Source organism: Latilactobacillus graminis DSM 20719 (genome assembly GCF_001436415.1).
Lineage (GTDB): Bacteria > Bacillota > Bacilli > Lactobacillales > Lactobacillaceae > Latilactobacillus > Latilactobacillus graminis.
This window is the reverse complement of the sequence record NZ_AYZB01000035.1, coordinates 173,561-192,492: the sequence shown is the minus strand read 5'-3', so window position 1 is coordinate 192,492 and position 18,932 is coordinate 173,561. Positions and strand designations below refer to the sequence as shown.

The following is an 18,932-nucleotide window of genomic DNA, read 5'->3' as shown; positions in this document are numbered from 1 at the left end:
ACATGATTAGACTTGCAAAGAAAAGAATGTCAACTTGGGCCGTATTTGGTGCGGTTTTATTCATGGTGATTCAGGTTGTCAGTAACCTCTATCTCCCCAATTTAACCTCTGACATTGTCAACGATGGGATTGCTAAGGGAGATATTAATTATATCTGGCAAGCTGGATTCAAGATGTTAGGCTTCTCATTAATTAGTATTTTGGCGGCGGTTTGCAATGTTTATTTAGCAGCCCGCACCTCACAAGGATTAGGCCAAAAGTTACGTTCAGATATTTATCGAAAGATTATTAATTTTTCACATGATGAAATGGATCAAGTCGGGACATCTTCGTTAATTACACGGACAACAAATGATGTGGTGCAGATTCAGAATGTGGCAATGATGTTCTTACGAATGATGATTATGGCACCAATTATGTTGGTTGGTGCGAGTTTCTTGGCTTACCAAAAAGACGCACAATTAACCGCCATCTTCTTGATTGTCTTGCCAATCATGGCGATTTTTATTGGCGGAGTGATGTATTTTGCCGTACCATTGTTTAAAGCCATGCAGAAAAAGACGGACCGGATTAATTTAGTTTTCCGGGAAGGCTTGACTGGGGTGCGCGTTATTCGGGCATTCCGGCGGGATAAATTTGAACAAGAACGATTTGATGATGCCAATTTAGACTACACGCAAAATGCAAAAAAGGTTTATAGCATTATGTCGGTTATGTTCCCAGCCATGACCTTAATTATGAGTGGGACCAATATTGCGATTACTTGGATGGGTGGTCATTTAATCGCCAATCAAGCAATGCAAGTCGGAAATTTATTAGCGTTTATGACATATGCAATGCAGATTTTAATGAGTTTCATGATGTTATCAATGGTCTTTGTTTTCATCCCACGAGCACAAGCTTCGGCAGTCCGGATTAACGAAGTCCTTGATCTAAACACGCCCATTAAAGCACCGGCTAATCCAACTAAATTTGGCAATCAGCCTGCCAGCTTGGCATTTAACCAAGTTAATTTCCGGTATCAAAATGCGGAACATTTAGCTCTTAAAAATATCGATTTCCAAATGACGGCTGGTCAAACAGTTGCCATTATCGGTGGTACCGGTTCAGGGAAAACGACTCTGGTAAATTTAATTCCACGTTTTTATGATGTTGAAACTGGTGAGGTGTCAGTCAAAGGGGTTAACGTCAAAGATGTAACTCTCCACGATATTCATCAACAGGTCTCATTTGTGCCACAGAAGGCTAATTTATTTACCGGTACAATTCGGGAAAATATGCAATATGGGAACGCCAAGGCGACTGATGATGAAATTTGGCATGCTCTTGAAATTGCACAATCCAAAGATTTTGTGAGTGAACTTGAAGGCGGCCTAGATAGTCATGTTGAACAAGGTGGGGGTAACTTCTCTGGTGGTCAACGACAACGACTGGCCATCGCGCGTGCGCTGGTTAAAAAAGCGGCTGTTTATGTCTTTGATGATTCTTTTTCAGCATTGGATTTTAAGACGGATGCCCTGTTGCGAAAAGCGTTAACAGAAGATGCCGAAATTCAAAAGAGTGTCGTCGTAATCGTTGGCCAACGGGTTTCGACGGTCGCTGATGCTGACACAATTTTGGTTTTGGATGAAGGCCAACTGGTTGGTAAGGGATCACACGCAGAACTAAAAGCTAATAATACTACTTATCAAGAAATTATTAACTCACAAATTAGAGAGGGGGATGAAGACTAATGGCTGAAAAAACAACAAATCAGTCCCAAGGTAGTCACGGCCCCGGCCGTGGTATGGGTGGTGTCGTTGAAAAACCTAAAAATTTCTGGGGAACAACCAAGCGATTATTGACTTACATGTCTAGCCGATTAATCGGGTTAGTGATTGTTTTGGCGTTAGCAATCATCTCCGTTATTTTCCAAATTAGAACACCCAAAGTATTAGGGAAAGCAACCACTGAAATCTTTAAAGGGGTTATGAAGGGCAATGCCATGCAAAAAGCGGGCATTCCAATGGATAACCTGCCAATTGATTTTGATAAGATTCAACAGATTATTATAACTGTTATTTTGATGTACCTAGCATCAGCAATCTTTAGTTTTTTACAACAATTCATAATGACTCGGATATCACAGCAGACGGTCTATGAATTACGTAAAGAATTAAAAGACAAAATGCAACGTGTGCCAATTAATTATTATGATACTCACTCTAACGGTGATATCATGAGTCGGGCAATTAATGATATGGATAATATTGCCAGTACATTGCAACAAAGCTTAACCCAAATGGTAACCAGTGCTGTAACGTTTATCGGGGTCATGTGGATGATGTTATCGATTAGTTGGCAGTTGACTTTGATTGCGCTGGTCACGATTCCACTTAGTTTAGTGGTAGTCGGGATTGTCGCACCAAAATCACAAAAATTCTTCGCAGCGCAACAAAAGAGTTTGGGATTGTTGAATAATCAAATCGAAGAAAACTTTTCAGGTCAAGTGGTCCTAAAAGCGTTTAACCGCGAACAGGTAACCATTGATACGTTTGAAGAGCAAAATGCTTTACTATATAAGGCAGCTTGGAAGGCACAATTTATTTCGGGGGTCATTATGCCGTTGATGACTTTTGTGAATAATATTGGATACGTCTTTGTTGCCATTATCGGTGGTATTCGGGTCTCACATGGTCAAGTCACCTTAGGGGATATGCAGGCCTTTATGCAGTACACGCAACAATTTTCACAACCCATCACACAATTGGCTAACTTAGCCAATACAATCCAATCAACGATTGCTTCAGCTGAACGGGTCTTTGCAGTTCTAGATGAAGACGATATGAGTGATGAACCATCTGGGATTCCAGCCGTTGTTGATGATCAAAATCAACTTGAATTAGAACACGTTGAATTTGGTTATCAAGGTAAGGATACCTTGATGAAGGATTATAACTTAAAGGTTAAACCTGGTGAAATGATTGCAATTGTCGGACCAACTGGTGCTGGTAAGACAACAATTATCAATTTGTTGGAACGGTTTTATGATGTTAGTGGTGGTTCAATCAAACTTCAAGGAGTTGATACCCGCGATATGACCCGTGAACAATTACGGAGTCACTTTGCGATGGTATTACAAGATACATGGTTATTCACTGGGACTATCTGGGATAATTTGAAGTATGGGAATGAAGAAGCTTCAGATGATGTAATTTTGCAAGCGGCTAAAGCTGCGCATGTTGATAGCTTTGTTCGTCAATTACCAGATGGCTATGACACTGTTTTAAATGAAGAGGCTTCTAATATTTCGCAAGGGCAACGACAATTACTAACCATTGCCCGGGCGTTTGTTGCTGATCCGGATATCTTAATTTTGGATGAAGCAACTAGTTCAGTTGATACACGGACTGAAATTCATATTCAACATGCCATGGAACGTTTATTACAAAACCGGACGAGTTTCGTTGTTGCGCATCGTCTATCAACAATTCGGGATGCCGATAATATTATTGTGATGAATCACGGTTCGATTATTGAAACCGGAACTCATGATAGTTTAATGGCTCAAAATGGTTTCTATGCTGACCTTTACAATAGTCAATTCTCAGGTAATGTTGAAATTTAAATGATAGATTTTAAAACAAGACCGCAGATATTTCTGTGATCTTGTTTTTTTGTAGTTATTAAGCTGTTGAATATGATTCGTTAGCGTATACTAAGCTTATTGAACGTCAACAGGAGGGTTAAAGATGCAATTTGAACAGACGGTCCAACAAATTAAAACATTGGTTGATGAAGCAATTGTTCCTGGTGTTTCTTATGCAATAATTGAAAATCAGCAAGTCTTTACCAACGTCATCGGAGATGCTGAACTATTACCCCAGAAAATACCTTTAGAAGCTGATCAATTATATGATTTGGCGTCGTTGACTAAGGTCATTGGAACGACCACACTTATCTTACGATTGTTAGAGAAAGGACGGCTTTCTTTATGGACAAAAGTACACAGTATTTTGCCAACCTTTAAAGACCGCCGGGTCACTATTTTACATCTGTTAACGCACACTTCAGATTTAAGGGGTTATATTGCTAATCGCAACCAATTATCAGCAGCTGAACTCAAAAAAGCGCTTTTAACGCAATTAACCGTTGGCCCCGACCTAGGCACCAAAATCGTCTATACCGATATCGGTATGCTATATTTAGGCTGGATTATCGAAACCATCTATCAGAAACCGGTTCAGGATTTAATTCAAGAACTTGTTTTGACTCCTCTAAAAATGCAAGCTAGCACTTTTTATCCACAAAAAGAATTGGCTGTTCCAACTGAATTGACTACTGACCGCGGCTTAATTAAAGGGACTGTACATGATCCGAAGACTATGATTTTAAAGAATCATAGTGGAGCAGCTGGGCTTTTTGCACCGTTAAAAGATGTAGTTCGCTTTGCCCAATTTCAATTAGGTCAATTGAAACTTGAACACCCACCAGTTAGCCAAGCTAGTATTAAAAGCCTTTATCACGACTGGACTCCTAGACATTTAGGACGTTCACTCGGTTGGGATTTGCGTTTCAACGGTCAAAATCAGCATGCTTTAATTTATCATACGGGTTTTACTGGCACTTGCATATTGTTGGATCGACAGCGACAAACAGGGATGGTGATTTTGAGTAATCGCATTCATCCAACGGCCGACAATCACATCTTTTTAGACCGTCGTGACGCGATCGTGGCACAATTTATCGCCGAAAATCAACCACAGTCAAAGCTGCACTAAATCAACAAATTGCCTATTATCCGCTTACATTTGTGGTAGAATAAAAGCATTGATAAATAAAGTGCATTAGGAGTGAGTGAATTGACAGAACCGTTATTTCTAAAACCAGTATTTCAAGAAAAAATTTGGGGTGGCCGCAAATTAGCACAGGCTTTTAATTATAATTTACCAGAAGGGGACATTGGTGAATGTTGGGCCATTTCAGCCCATCCACATGGTCCGAGCACAATCGAAAACGGCCCATTAAAAGGCCTTACTTTAGACCAAGCATGGGCAACCCATCGCGAATACTTTGGTAACGCGGAAGGTAAAGTGTTTCCGTTGTTAACCAAAATCTTAGATGCTGAAGCAAGTCTTTCGGTCCAAGTCCATCCGGATGATGCTTATGCTGCTGCCCATGAAGGGCCTAATGAATTGGGAAAGACTGAATGCTGGTACATCTTAGATGCTGAACCAGGGGCATATTTAATCTATGGACATTATGCAAAAACGAAATCTGAATTAACGAAAATGATTGAAACCGGCAAGTGGGATGACCTCTTGCGCAAGGTACCAGTTAAAACAGGTGATTTTTTCTATGTTCCAAGTGGCACCATTCATGCATTGAATAAGGGGATTATGGCCCTTGAAACCCAACAAAGTAGTGATACAACATATCGGTTATACGATTACGATCGGGTCGATGCTAAATCAGGTGAAAAACGCGAGCTACATTTGAAGCAATCAATTGATACCACGATTGTGCCGCACAAAGACCCTGCTTTGAATATTCAAACTGAACAGGTTGGCGATTCAACAATCACGACATATGTCCAACCACCACTGTCACCATTTTTTAGTGTTTATCAATGGTTAGTGAAGGGGAACCTGCATTTTGAGCGGACTACGGCCCCGTACACCTTGGTATCAGTAGTCGATGGTCAAGGGGAACTGGTCGCTGATGGTCAAACTTACCCGATTCATAAAAACATGCATTTCATCTTACCATTTGGAATTAAGGCATGGAATTTAAAGGGCGACCTACAAATTATTGCTTCTGAACCAGGTAATAAGTAGTCTTAAAATCAAAAATTGCAACCGCCCGTCGGATTGCAATTTTTTAATGTTGTAAAAAGAGGAGGAGACTATGCAAAAACAAATTGAAGCAATCGAACAATTTGTCCGTGCTGAATTAGCAACCGAACACAGTGGTCATGGATTTGACCATATTCAGCGGGTCGTGAATAATGCACGATTGATCCAGCAAAATGAAGCCACAGGAGATTGGCTGATCATTCGTTTAGCTGCCTTATTACATGATGTAATAGATGAAAAAATAGTCGCCGATGTTGCTCAAGCACGTCAAAAAGTACAGCTTGTTTTAACTGCCAATGGGATCAGTGAGGTTCAACAGCATGCCATCTTGGCGATTATTGACCACCTGTCATTTGCGGATAATTTGGACCAACAATCAACATTGACATTGGAAGGTCAGATTGTCCAAGATGCCGACCGGTTAGATGCAATTGGAGCAATTGGCATTGGTCGGACGTTTATGTATGGTGGTGCTCATGCTGGGGTTGCTTATGATCCGCATATGCACCCGCGAGCAACATTGACCAGGGAAAATTATCGTGAACCCACAACGGTGATTAATCATTTCTATGAAAAGTTATTTAAGTTAGCTGCGACAATGAATACGCAAGCCGCGCGTGATATTGCCCAAGCTCGTACGAGCTTCATGCATCAATTTGTTGATCAATATTTAGCTGAGTGGCAAGGTCAACGATAAAAAATGATCAATTATAACAATAAAAGAAGGCGACTAGTTATGGGATTGCTAGTCACCTTCTTTTGTTTAGGATCCATCGGTAGTGAGCCAATCATTTTTTAATAGTTCATGGGTTTTTTTCTGAAGCGGCAACCAAAGTTCAGCACGAAGAATATTGATGAGCGATTCCCAGAAGAGACGGTCTTTTTTCTGTTGATCGGTAATATGTAATTCAATCATTTGCCCATTTTCAGTAGTTGCAAAAACTTTATCGTCACTTTCAATGCGATTAATTCTAACAGATTCAATTGCCGATGGTTGATTTAACATAACTAATCACTCCTTTTTTAGTGTTAAAATCAGTATAATGGGTAATTATTGTGGAATAATAATTGTTTTATGAATAAAAAATGCTTTTTTTCTTGCGAAAAGATTAAGGGACAATTGTTTAATGATTTTTGTTATCACGCAAAAAGGCGGTAGTGGATAGATTATCTATCCACTACCGCCTTTTTATATATAATGGTTAATTTTGAACGCGTTTAACGCCAGCGGCATCAACTTGGTAACGAGATTCTTCAAGTGGTAAGTCGGCGATCTTTTGTAAATCAAACTCGGGGAAACGGTGTTCGATTGCAAGTGATAAGAGGCGCTTAGTTAAAACACCGTTATGTGTGAGAATGGGACCATGGAAGTATGAGCCGAAAGTATTTTTGTAAACACAACCTTCAGTACCATCTTCACCGTTATTACCGTGACCACGTTGGACATAACCAAGTGGCTTTTCACTTGCCCCAAGGAATGTGCGGCCATTATGGTTTTCAAAGCCAAGATAGGTTTCATTGAATTCACGGTTTTCAATGACAATATCACCGATAAAGCGATTGTTGTCTTGGCTTAGTGTATAGTGATCGAGGGCTCCGATTCCAGGAATCTGATCGCCATTGGCGCCGATATAGTAGTGACCAAGTAATTGATAGCCGCCACAGATTGCCAGCATAACGCCACCATTTTCGATATATTCAGTTAGTGCAGTTTTTTTTGTAGCGAGATCTTCAGAAATGATTTTTTGTTCGAAATCTTGACCCCCACCAAAAAGGACGATGTCATAACGATTAGCATCAAAAGTTTGGCCGATACTGATGACTTCAGTTTCAGTTTGAATGCCTATTTTTTGCGCATAGTAATCAAGCACTAAAATATTACCAAGATCACCATAAGTATTCATTAAATTACCATATAAATGACAAATTTTTAACGTTCGGGTCATACTGAAAGTCCTTTCTTAATATAATTAGCAGCTGCCATCTTACTCCGTAGCTGTAAAACAGCAGTGTAAGTTGCTAGGACATAAACATGTTTCGTTGGAGCGGCTTCAATTGCCGCTAAAGTGGCATCTAAATCACTGGTTTCATGTAACTGATCAGCTGTCACGCCGGCAACCTTTAAACGAAAAGCAATGTCGTCGCCGCGCTCGCCACCGGTAATTACTGAAGGAATGTGCTGTTTAAGCAAAGTTTCAAATTCGCCATCCCAAATCCAACTCGTGTCGATACCATCAGCGTAATTTGCATTGAGCAACATTGCCAATGCAAAATCGGTTGGATCAGAACTAATCATTTGAAGGACTTGATTTAAACCGACTGGGTTTTTGACAAGGACTAAGGTAACCGCCTTATCCTTAACCTGAATTACTTCTTGTCGACCAAAAACTCGCTTATCTTCAGTGAAGGCCCTTTGGATGGCTTCAACAGAAATATCGAAGTAACGGCCAACACTATATGCTGCAAGTGCATTATAGATGTTGTACATGCCCCCAATTGAAATTTCAAAAGGTGCATGGTTAATTTCAAAGTGGGAGTATGTGGGGCGCAGCTGGTTAATGGCTGTTACTTCTTCGTTTAATTCAGGCCGCTTGAAGCCACAGTTTGGACAGTAGAATTTGCCTTGGCTTGCATAGCTAATGAATTTGTAGTGGATGATATGGTTGCAAACTGGACATAAAACACCATCTGTATTGCTTGAAGCCATCACTTCACCATCTGGTAGGTGATTAAAGCCAAAATAGATTTTGGGATTTGGAAGTTCAACAGATGAAAATAGTGGTAAGTCGGCGTTCATAATGAGGGTTGCTTCAGGAACAAGCTTTACGCCGGCTAATATCATGTTATAAGTTGTATAAATTTCACCAAAACGATCCATCTGATCACGGAAAATATTCGTCAAGACAATTGCTTTAGGTTTAATATAGTGACAAAGTGGTTCAACGTTGGCCTCATCTACCTCAAGGACGGCTAGTTGACGTTGGCCTTTTTGTTGATGATCTGCTAAAAAGGCGGTGGTCAACCCCTGCATCATGTTCGAGCCGGTTGAATTGGTCATGATATGATCGTATTTTTGCTTCAAAGTCTGCACAGTTAGTGCGGTTGTTAAAGTCTTACCGTTTGTACCGGTAATGATAATCACGTCGTAGTTCTTGGTTAGTTGCTTTAAAACAGCTGGATCGAACTTAGTTGCGATTTTCCCAGGGAGGGAGCTGCCACCTTTCATAAAGGTATGTAAATACCAGTATGAAAAACGTCCTGCTGTAATTGCAAATGAGCTTTTAATTGTCATACTTGCCACCCTTTCAATGTTCATAATCATAGCATAAATTCTCAATTTCGACGATATAAATGCGTATCTGAAAATAAAATAAGAGAAACTTTAGAATTTAACCGTAGCGAATATTGTTGCCGTAATGATTTTCAGGTATACTAGACTAAAATGTGCTTAATATAGGGGTGCTTAAGAGTGGCGCAGTTATTTTTTAGATATGGTGCAATGAACAGTGGCAAGTCGATTGAAATTTTGAAAGTCGCACATAATTATGAAGAACAAAATAAATCAGTAATTATCTTAACCAGTGGCATTGATAACCGGGATGGGGTTGGCATGATTGCCAGTCGGATTGGTCTCAAACGTAAAGCCACGCCAATTTTCACGGACACGAATCTGTTTGAGCTTGTCAAAGCAACCAATCCAGCGGCTGCTTGTGTCCTAATTGACGAATCTCAATTCTTGGAACGGCATCACGTCATCGAGGCTGCTAAAGTTGTCGACGATTTGAATATTCCAGTGATGGCGTTTGGCTTGAAGAATGATTTTAAAAACGAATTATTTGAAGGCTCAAAATATTTATTGTTATTTGCTAATAAGATTGAAGAAATGAAGACTATCTGTTGGTTCTGTCGCAAAAAGGCGATTATGAACTTACGGATGAATGATGGTAAACCGGTTTACACAGGGGAACAAATTCAAATCGGGGGTAATGAAGCATATTATCCTGTTTGTCGCAAACATTACTTTAACCCACCGGTCACACAAGAGAATGAAAAGGAAGGCTAGTTATTCATGGATAAAATGTTTGAACAACTTGATAGTTTATTAGATCGCTATGCGGAATTGCAGGAATTAATGTCAGATCCTGAAGTCATCAATGAAACCAGTCGTTACATGGAACTGTCGAAAGAAGAAGCGGGTTTGCGCGAAATTGTCAGTCAATATACCCGGTTGAAGGCCGTATTAAGTGATATCACAGAAAGCGAAGAATTGTTGCGCGAATCGAACGATCCTGAAATGGAAGAGTTAGCCAAAGCTGATTTATCAGACTTACAGGCTGAAAAGGAACAATTAGAACAAGCTATCAAAATTTTAATGTTACCAACTGACCCGAATGATGAAAAGAATATTATCATGGAAATTCGTGGTGCTGCCGGCGGCGATGAGGCTAGTTTGTTTGCGGGTGATTTATTAAATATGTATCAGCGCTACGCCGAATCACAAAATTGGCAGACTGAAATCATCGACGAAACGGCAACTGAAGTTGGTGGTTTTAAAGAAGTTGCGATGATGATTACCGGTAAGAATGTTTATTCAAAATTAAAATATGAAAATGGGGCTCATCGTGTCCAACGAATTCCTAAGACGGAATCACAGGGGCGTGTGCATACTTCAACGGCGACCGTTGCAGTCATGCCAGAATATGATGGGGTTGATGTGCAGCTTGACCCTAAAGATATTCGGACCGATGTTTATCGTGCATCTGGGGCCGGTGGTCAACATATTAATAAGACCTCTTCAGCGGTACGGATGACGCATATTCCCACAGGGATTGTCGTTGCGATGCAAGACCAACGTTCACAACAACAAAACCGAGTGAAAGCCATGCAAATCTTGAAATCACGGGTTTATGATTTCTACGAATCGCAAAACCAAAGTGAGTACGATTCAAGTCGAAAATCTGCAGTCGGTTCAGGCGATCGTTCTGAACGCATTCGAACGTATAATTATCCACAAAATCGGGTGACAGATCATCGCATAGGTTTAACGTTAAATAAATTAGATCGGATTATGAACGGTGAATTAGGCGATGTGATTGATGCATTAATTCTGTACGATCAAACCGAAAAATTGGAGCAATTACAAGATGGCACAGCTCACTTATCTTAAAGCCCTGAATTGGGCTTTTTTATTTTTAGAAGAACATGCTAAAGAACGTGAAGCAGCCCGTTTTTTGTTGTTGGGGCGGCGACATTGGACGACTACGCAACTTGTTTTGCATTATCATGATGTAATGCCAAGTACTGAATATGCACAATATCAAGCTGATCTAAACGCATTTGTTGCTGATCAACCAGTTCAATATATCTTAGGATATGCGACTTTTTATGGGCGTGATTTTAAAGTTACGCCGGCAACGCTTATTCCGCGACTTGAGACGGAGGAATTGGTAGAATGGGTATTAGAGACGCCGCACCCTAAAAAACAACCGCTTAGCGTATTGGATGTTGGTACAGGTACGGGTGCAATTGCGATCACGCTGGCTTGTGAACATCCAGAGTGGTCGGTGACCGCGATTGATATTTCACCAGCGGCCATCCAAGTCGCTCAAGAAAATGCACGGCAGCTAGCGGCAAATGTCAACTTTATTGTTGGTGATTTTTTAACCCCGGTTGTGGGTCAAAAATTTGATATTATTGTTTCTAATCCACCATACATTGCGCAAGCTGAACGAAATGTAATGGATGAATCCGTTTTAAAATATGAACCAGATTTAGCCTTATTTGCAGCCCATAATGGATTGGTATTTTATGAACGCTTTGCAAAAGAAGTGCGTGCAAATTTAAATCAGGATGGTCAACTCTATTTAGAATTTGGTTATCAGCAAAAAGCGGCGCTTGTGAACCTATTTGAACGCGAATCAGCAGATGTCGCAGTCGTTATCAGAAAAGATATGGCTAATTGGGCTAGAATGGCTAAGATTAGCTATGCTACCAATAAAATTCAGTAGTACGGTAAGCAAAAGGAGAGTAAGGAAGATCAATCATGGAAACTAGAAGATACACAACAAAACAGATTGAACAAGCAGCAGCAGATTTGAAAGCTGGAAAATTAGTCGCGTTTCCAACCGAGACTGTCTACGGATTGGGGGCCGATGCAACTAACCCGGAGGCAGTTAAGCAAGTATACGCCGCTAAAGGTCGACCGAGTGATAATCCATTGATTGTGCACGTCGCCAAGATATCAACGGTTGAACACTATGCTGCCGGTGTCAGTCAACAATTTAAGCGCTTGGTTGACGCTTTTTGGCCAGGGTCACTGACAATCATTTTACCTTTAAAACATGCGGCCTTTGATACTGTCGTGACAGGGGGATTAAAAACGGCGGCTTTTCGGATGCCAAATAATGCGGCCACATTAGCATTAATTGAAGCAGCAGGGGTGCCATTGGTCGGTCCATCAGCGAATACGTCGGGCAAACCGAGTCCCACGCTTGCTGACCATGTTTTACATGATTTAAACGGTAAAATTGCCGGCGTTATTGACGATGGTCCCACTGGCGTTGGCCTAGAATCCACCGTGATTGATTTGAGTGTTGCGACACCAGTGATTTTACGACCAGGTGTCGTGACGCAAGAAGCGATTGAACGGGTGATTGGCCCAATTAGGACTAATCAACATCGAGTAAGTGCGACAGAAATCCCCAAAGCGCCAGGGATGAAGTATAAGCACTATGCCCCAAATGCGCAGGTCTATATTGTGCCATCTGCCACCGATTTTAAGGCTGCAATTAGTTGGGCTAGTCAACAAAACGTGCCCTTTGGATTGATGGCAGTCGATCAGGTCTTAACCCAGCAATCAGCAGTTCGATTTAAAGATCAGTTTTCTTTGGGTAATTCAGTCACTTCTGCTAGTCAACATTTATTCGAAGGCTTACGTTATTTCGATTTAAATCCAGAAATCAAAATTATATTGGTACAAGGTTTTGAAAAATTAGGCGTTGGTTTGGCATATATGAATCGTCTTGAAAAAGCAGCCGGGCAACAATATTTCACTTCAAAATAGTCACTATCTTAAATAGGAAGAAGCGTGATGGTAAATGCTTAAACAAACTGACCCAGCAATTTATCAATTAATCAAAGAAGAAGAGCAACGACAGGTACATAATATTGAATTAATTGCCTCTGAAAATATTGTTTCCGAAGCAGTGCAAGCAGCCCAAGGAAGTGTCTTAACCAATAAATATGCTGAAGGCTATCCTGGCAAACGTTTTTATGGAGGCTGTGAGTTTATTGATCAAATTGAGTCACTCGCGATTGATCGCGCTAAACAACTTTTTAATGCTGAACATGTCAATGTCCAACCCCATTCCGGTTCGCAAGCTAATATGGCTGTTTATCAAGCACTTTTGGAACCTGGCGATAAGATTCTAGGTATGAATTTGACGGATGGTGGGCATTTAACCCATGGATCACCGTTTAACTTCAGTGGGCAGCTCTATCATTTCTATAGTTACGGAGTAGCTGGCGACAACGAGCAAATCGATTATGATGCACTCGCTATTAAAGCAGACGAAATTCATCCTAAAATGATTGTTGCAGGTGCTTCAGCATACAGTCGGATAATTGACTTCCCGAGATTACGTGCTATTGCAGATCATGTTGGTGCCTATTTAATGGTCGATATGGCGCATATTGCTGGATTAGTGGCAACAGGCGTTCATCCTAGTCCAGTGCCCTATGCGGATGTGGTAACGACCACCACACATAAAACACTACGTGGGCCTCGCGGGGGGATGATCTTGTGCAAAAAAGAGTATGCTAAAGCAATCGATGCTGCGATTTTTCCAGGAATCCAGGGTGGGCCATTGGAACATGTAATTGCAGCCAAAGCGGTTGCGTTTGGCGAAGCTTTACAACCTGAATTTATAACTTACACGCAACAAGTTGTTGCAAATGCACAAGCTATGACGGCGGTTTTTGCACAGTCGGATTTGGTCCGCGTCGTTTCTGGTGGTACGGATAATCATCTAATGTTATTGGATTTGACTAAGAGTGGTTTAAATGGAAAACAAGTGCAAGCCTACTTGGATAGTGTGCATATTACCGTCAACAAAAATACGATTCCGTTTGAAACATTAAGCCCCTTTAAAACAAGTGGCATTCGAGTCGGAACGCCGGCAATTACTTCACGTGGTTTTAAAGAAGCAGATTGTCGATTAATTGCCAAATTGATTTTAGAAGTGATTGAAAATCATGATCAATTAGCGACGATGACACGGATTAGTAACGATGTTTTAGCGTTGACGAATCGTTTCCCGATCACACAAGCTAAATTTTTAGATTAATTGGACAATACCGCTAGTTTTTTGATACTATTTACGCTACAATAATAGACAGAATTTTACGCGGAAAGGAGAGTGGCTCGAAGAAAGTTTTCTTTAGAGTCACTCTTTTTTTGCGAAAATATTGAGACAAAATTCATTGAATAGAATAGGGGCAAAGTAAATGGCAAAATTCACAGTATTAAATCATCCGTTAATTCAACACAAATTAACGATTATTCGGAATAAAGATACCGGGACCAAAGTTTTTCGCGAAGTTGCAAATGAAATTGCTGAACTAATGGTTTACGAGATCACACGGGATTTGGCAATGGAAGACGTCGAAGTTGAAACACCAATGGGCCCTGCAATCGAAAAACAATTGAGTGGAAAAAAATTAGCTGTGGTGCCAATTCTCCGCGCTGGCCTAGGAATGGTTGATGGCGTTTTAGAATTAATTCCAGCCGCAAAGGTTGGCCACATCGGTATGTACCGTGATGAAAAAACATTACAACCCCATGAATATTTTGTAAAATTACCAACGGATATTGATCAACGACAACTATTCATCGTTGATCCAATGCTCGCGACGGGCGGTTCCGCAATTATGGCCATTGATGCTCTTAAAAAACGTGGTGCGACTTCAATGCGTTTGGTCGTTTTGGTTGCTGCTCCAGAAGGAGTAAAAGCAGTCCAAGAAGCGCATCCAGACGTGGATATCTATGCAGCTGGTCTAGATGATCGTTTGAATGAAGATGGGTATATTGTTCCTGGTTTAGGGGATGCGGGGGACCGTCTTTTTGGGACAAAATAGGTAATGAATAAATAATAAAGTTGCGCAAGCCAAAATGAATTTGGTTTGCGTTTTTTAAATTTAAATTTTAATGATTGATAAGTTTAAAATGTCGGTTCAATAAGATTTTTAATACTTAAGTGAACTAACAAACAAATAATTAAAAATTAGTTAGGATTTACTTTGTACTTTCAATTTAATGGTGGTATTATCATACTTGTATTGCGGTGATGATTTATGCTTTTTTACATAAATATTACTGTTTTTTAGGTTCGTTGTGCAACTCATAGTACATTCATCAACAATGGAGTGAATCAACAAATAAGCCTAGGGGAGGAGGGAATTTTGTGGATGATAAATATCCCATTATTAGCATTTTGGGAATTCGTTTTAATTTAGCGAACTGTCTATCGGTTTTGGTTAGTGCGATTTTGGTTTTTGCACTCGTTTTCTTTTTATCAAGAAAAATTATGCTCAAGCCGACTAAACGGCAAAACATTCTCGAGTGGATTATTGACTTTACAAATGGCATCGTTAAGAGTGCCATGCCTGGTGAAGAAGGGAAACAATTTTACCTATTTGCATTCGTAATGTTTATGTTCGTTTTCATTAGTAATCAGCTTGGTTTGATGCTTCAAGTTAAGGTACAAGGTGTCTCTTGGTTGAAGAGTCCGACCGCCAATCCAATTATCACAATGTCGCTTGCGATGATCGTGTTAGTGATTGCGCATTACTTTAGTGTGGAGCGTTTGGGTTTTGGCAATTACATGAAGAGTTATATTAAACCGGTAGGATTTTTCTTACCAATTAATATCATCGAGCAATTTACCAATTTCTTAACGTTGTCTTTGCGTTTGTACGGGAATATTTTTGCAGGGGAAGTTTTACTAAGTTTATTAGTTAAAATGGCCTTCTCACATGGCCCAGCAACAATGCTTGTGACAGCACCGATTCAAATGGTTTGGCAAGGATTTTCCGTCTTTATTGGGGCAATCCAAGCGTATGTATTTGTAACATTATCGATGGTCTATATTTCAGAAAAAGTTGAAATGGCAGACTAAAACTAGGAGGAAAAAACATGAACTATTTAGCAGCAGCATTCGCAGCAGGTTTAGCAGCATTCGCAGCATCATATGGTAACGGTAAGGTTATCTCAAAAACAATCGAAAGTATGGCACGCCAACCAGAATTAGCGGCAGAATTACGTTCAACAATGTTTATCGGTGTTGGTTTAATTGAAGCTGTTCCAATTTTGGCAATCGTCGTTTCTTTCTTGATCTTATTTAGTTAATCCGAGTGAATCTAATGTTCGCTTTTAAAAATTAGTCAGTAAGTCAAGGAAGGAGTGTCAATAGATGTTTAGTAATTTAATCGTTGGTGCTTCTGAAGCCTACCTTGGAGATTCGCTTTTCGTATTAGTTGTCTTTATTATTTTAGTTGCTTTAGTTGGTAAGTTTGCCTTTGGTCCTGTTTCTAAAATGATGCAAGACCGTTCGGACAAGATTACCAACGACTTAGATAACGCGGCTCAATCGCGGGAAGATGCTGCTAAATTAGCAGCGCAGCGAGCAACCGAGTTGAAAAACTCTAAATCAGAAGCAGTTGAAATTGTGAATACTGCCAAGCAAAATGGTGAAAAACAACGCGAAGGTATGGTCACACTCGCTCAAGAAGAAGTCCAAACCTTAAAACAAAATGCTAAAAAAGACATCGAACAATCTCGTTTAGATGCGTTAAACAGTGCGAGAGATGATGTTGCTCAGCTATCTATTGAAATTGCTTCTAAACTCATTAAGAAAGAATTGTCAGTCACTGATCAAAAGTCATTGATCAATTCCTACATTGAAGGGTTGGACAAGCAAAATGAAATTAGATAAATATGCAGTCGGACAACGCTATGCTAAGGCATTACTTTCCCTTGCAGAGCAAGAGCAACAATTTGAAAGTATCCATGAAGAGATACAAGCACTTGAGACCATTTTCAATGGCAACCCCAAATTGGGGGCAGTTCTGACTGATACAACCTTATCTGGATTAAAACGACGCGAACTATTAAAAAAACTTGTCGGTGAGTTTAGCACACTTATGCAACATTTTTTAAGCCTTGTTTTTGACTATCAAAGAATGGCAGAAATGCCTTATATCATTGCCGCCTATGAGGATCTTTATGATCATAAAATGGGAATTGCACATGCTAAAGTAACTTCAGCAGTTGCTCTCGATGATGAACAGATTACTAAGATTAGTCAAAGCTTTGCTAAACGTGAAGGCCTCAACCGAGTTTTAGTTGAAAGTGTCATAGATCCTGATATTATTGGTGGAATTGTACTGGAATCGAATCACAAGGTGATCGATGGCAGTATCAAACACGGCTTAGAACAAATTAAGGCGTTATTATTGAAATAGTCAATCGTTGATAAAGAGGTGAACCTGATGAGCATCAAAACTGAGGAAATCAGTGCATTAATTAAACAACAACTTGCAAATTATAATGAAGATTTAGCCGTTGAAGAAGTCGGTACTGTCACTTATGTTGGTGATGGGATTGCACGTGCTCACGGTTTAGAAAACGCCCTTTCAAGTGAATTGCTAGAATTTTCTAACGGTTCATACGGGGTTGCACAAAACTTGGAAACCAACGATGTTGGGATTATCATCTTAGGCGAATATGAAAATATTCGCGAAGGTGACCAAGTTAAACGGACAGGCCGGATTATGGAAGTGCCGGTTGGCGATGCTTTAATTGGTCGCGTTGTTAATCCATTGGGTCAACCAGTGGATGGCCGAGGCGAAATTAAAACGGATAAAACGCGTCCCATCGAAAAAAAAGCTCCCGGTGTGATGGCTCGTCAATCTGTTTCAGAACCTTTACAAACAGGTCTAAAAGCCATCGATGCTTTGGTCCCAATTGGTCGTGGTCAGCGTGAGTTAATCATCGGGGATCGTAAGACTGGTAAAACATCTGTGGCGATTGATACGATTATTAATCAAAAAGATCAAGATATGATTTGTATCTACGTTGCGATTGGTCAAAAGGAATCAACCGTTAGAGCTCAAGTTGAAACCTTGCGGCGCTATGGTGCGATGGATTATACAATTGTTGTCGAAGCTGGTCCTAGTCAACCAGCACCACTGCTCTATATTGCACCATATGCGGGGGCAGCTATGGGTGAAGAATTCATGTATAACGGCAAACATGTCTTAATCGTTTACGATGATTTAAGTAAACAAGCTGCCGCTTATCGTGAAATTTCGTTACTTTTGAGAAGACCGCCAGGTCGTGAAGCTTATCCGGGGGATATTTTCTACTTACATTCCCGTTTACTCGAACGAGCTGCTAAATTAAGTGATGAATTAGGTGGTGGTTCAATGACCGCTTTACCAATCATCGAAACACAAGCTGGCGATATTTCAGCTTATATCCCAACTAATGTTATTTCGATCACTGATGGACAGATTTTCTTGGAAAGTGATTTATTCTATTCGGGAACGCGGCCAGCGATTGATGCTGGTTCATCTGTTTCTCGTGTTGGGGGCGCAGCCCAAACCAAGGCAATGAAGAAAGTTTCTGGGACATTGCGCCTTGATCTTTCATCATATCGTGAACTTGAAGCCTTTACGCAATTTGGTTCTGATTTGGATGCTGCCACCCAAGCGAAATTAAATCGTGGTAAACGGACCGTTGAGGTCTTGAAACAACCACTGCATAAACCACTACCATTTGAACAACAAACGGCGATTCTCTATGCATTAACGCACGGTTTTATTGATAATGTTCCGGTTGATGATATCATGCAATATGAAAGTCAATTGAATGATTATCTTGAAAGTAACGCAAAGGATTTGATGGACACCATCCGTCAAACCGCTGCATTGCCAGATACAGATAAGTTAGATGCTGCAATCAAAGCCTTCACAGAAGGCTTTGCTGATGCTGAAACTACTGCTGACAATCAAAACTCAGGACAGTAGGGGGTGAATTAA

The 18,932-nt window shown here is 40.4% G+C and carries 19 protein-coding genes; 16 read left to right on the top strand and 3 right to left on the bottom strand.

From position 1 onward, the window contains the following. Positions 1 to 2 precede the first annotated feature (2 nt). From FC90_RS06015 to FC90_RS05995, 5 genes are all read left to right on the top strand, one after another. Positions 3 to 1,733 (top strand): ABC transporter ATP-binding protein, encoded by a 1,731-nt coding sequence (locus FC90_RS06015; protein ID WP_057908367.1) that lies wholly within the window; start codon positions 3 to 5, stop codon positions 1,731 to 1,733. Continuing rightward, positions 1,733 to 3,607, top strand: coding sequence for an ABC transporter ATP-binding protein (locus FC90_RS06010; protein ID WP_057908366.1), 1,875 nt, complete (start codon positions 1,733 to 1,735; stop codon positions 3,605 to 3,607). Before FC90_RS06015 ends, FC90_RS06010 begins: the two co-directional genes overlap by 1 nt. A 124-nt stretch (positions 3,608 to 3,731) precedes the next feature. Next, complete coding sequence (locus FC90_RS06005; RefSeq protein WP_057908365.1) at positions 3,732 to 4,760, top strand: serine hydrolase domain-containing protein; 1,029 nt, start codon at positions 3,732 to 3,734, stop codon at positions 4,758 to 4,760. Positions 4,761 to 4,841: 81 nt separating this feature from the next. Continuing rightward, on the top strand, positions 4,842 to 5,816 hold the full coding sequence (gene manA / locus FC90_RS06000; protein ID WP_057908364.1) for a mannose-6-phosphate isomerase, class I: 975 nt from the start codon (positions 4,842 to 4,844) through the stop codon (positions 5,814 to 5,816). 70 nt (positions 5,817 to 5,886) lie between these two features. Next, entirely contained in the window at positions 5,887 to 6,531 is a 645-nt protein-coding gene (locus FC90_RS05995; protein WP_057908363.1) for an HD domain-containing protein, read from the top strand. A gap of 66 nt (positions 6,532 to 6,597) precedes the next feature. On the opposite strand, the gene FC90_RS05990 is transcribed toward FC90_RS05995, so the two are convergent. The 3 genes from FC90_RS05990 to FC90_RS05980 form a co-directional block, all read right to left on the bottom strand. Continuing rightward, positions 6,598 to 6,840 carry a hypothetical protein gene (locus FC90_RS05990; protein WP_057908362.1) on the bottom strand — a complete coding sequence of 81 codons (243 nt, stop codon included), beginning with the start codon at positions 6,838 to 6,840 and terminating at the stop codon, positions 6,598 to 6,600. A gap of 196 nt (positions 6,841 to 7,036) precedes the next feature. Then, on the bottom strand, positions 7,037 to 7,780 hold the full coding sequence (locus FC90_RS05985; protein WP_057908361.1) for a type 1 glutamine amidotransferase: 744 nt from the start codon (positions 7,778 to 7,780) through the stop codon (positions 7,037 to 7,039). Next, positions 7,777 to 9,126, bottom strand: coding sequence for a Mur ligase family protein (locus FC90_RS05980; RefSeq protein ID WP_057908360.1), 1,350 nt, complete (start codon positions 9,124 to 9,126; stop codon positions 7,777 to 7,779). The genes FC90_RS05985 and FC90_RS05980 overlap by 4 nt, the downstream gene beginning before the upstream one ends. A gap of 177 nt (positions 9,127 to 9,303) precedes the next feature. Here FC90_RS05980 and FC90_RS05975 point away from each other — a divergent pair, with 177 nt between their 5' ends. The 11 genes from FC90_RS05975 (at position 9,304) to atpA (ending at position 18,920) form a co-directional block, all read left to right on the top strand. After that, positions 9,304 to 9,897, top strand: coding sequence for a thymidine kinase (locus FC90_RS05975; protein ID WP_057908359.1), 594 nt, complete (start codon positions 9,304 to 9,306; stop codon positions 9,895 to 9,897). 6 nt (positions 9,898 to 9,903) lie between these two features. Then, positions 9,904 to 11,001: a peptide chain release factor 1 gene (prfA, locus tag FC90_RS05970; RefSeq protein WP_057908358.1), complete on the top strand. Its 1,098-nt coding sequence runs from the start codon at positions 9,904 to 9,906 to the stop codon at positions 10,999 to 11,001. Continuing rightward, positions 10,979 to 11,842: a peptide chain release factor N(5)-glutamine methyltransferase gene (gene prmC, locus FC90_RS05965; RefSeq protein WP_057908357.1), complete on the top strand. Its 864-nt coding sequence runs from the start codon at positions 10,979 to 10,981 to the stop codon at positions 11,840 to 11,842. The genes prfA and prmC overlap by 23 nt, the downstream gene beginning before the upstream one ends. Before the next feature lie 35 nt (positions 11,843 to 11,877). After that, complete coding sequence (locus tag FC90_RS05960) at positions 11,878 to 12,897, top strand: L-threonylcarbamoyladenylate synthase (protein WP_057908356.1); 1,020 nt, start codon at positions 11,878 to 11,880, stop codon at positions 12,895 to 12,897. Positions 12,898 to 12,931: 34 nt separating this feature from the next. Further along, positions 12,932 to 14,179 (top strand): serine hydroxymethyltransferase, encoded by a 1,248-nt coding sequence (glyA, locus tag FC90_RS05955; RefSeq protein ID WP_057908355.1) that lies wholly within the window; start codon positions 12,932 to 12,934, stop codon positions 14,177 to 14,179. Between the two features lie 160 nt (positions 14,180 to 14,339). Further along, positions 14,340 to 14,969 carry a uracil phosphoribosyltransferase gene (gene upp / locus FC90_RS05950; RefSeq protein ID WP_057908354.1) on the top strand — a complete coding sequence of 210 codons (630 nt, stop codon included), beginning with the start codon at positions 14,340 to 14,342 and terminating at the stop codon, positions 14,967 to 14,969. A gap of 326 nt (positions 14,970 to 15,295) precedes the next feature. Continuing rightward, positions 15,296 to 16,009, top strand: coding sequence for a F0F1 ATP synthase subunit A (gene atpB / locus FC90_RS05945; RefSeq protein WP_057908353.1), 714 nt, complete (start codon positions 15,296 to 15,298; stop codon positions 16,007 to 16,009). Between the two features lie 17 nt (positions 16,010 to 16,026). Continuing rightward, on the top strand, positions 16,027 to 16,239 hold the full coding sequence (gene atpE / locus FC90_RS05940; RefSeq protein WP_057908352.1) for a F0F1 ATP synthase subunit C: 213 nt from the start codon (positions 16,027 to 16,029) through the stop codon (positions 16,237 to 16,239). Positions 16,240 to 16,303: 64 nt separating this feature from the next. After that, a complete protein-coding gene (gene atpF / locus FC90_RS05935) occupies positions 16,304 to 16,825 on the top strand; it encodes a F0F1 ATP synthase subunit B (protein WP_057908351.1) in 522 nt (173 codons plus the stop codon). Further along, positions 16,812 to 17,354: an ATP synthase F1 subunit delta gene (atpH, locus tag FC90_RS05930; protein ID WP_057908350.1), complete on the top strand. Its 543-nt coding sequence runs from the start codon at positions 16,812 to 16,814 to the stop codon at positions 17,352 to 17,354. Before atpF ends, atpH begins: the two co-directional genes overlap by 14 nt. 27 nt (positions 17,355 to 17,381) lie before the next feature. Further along, complete coding sequence (gene atpA, locus FC90_RS05925; RefSeq protein ID WP_057908349.1) at positions 17,382 to 18,920, top strand: F0F1 ATP synthase subunit alpha; 1,539 nt, start codon at positions 17,382 to 17,384, stop codon at positions 18,918 to 18,920. Positions 18,921 to 18,932 lie beyond the last annotated feature (12 nt).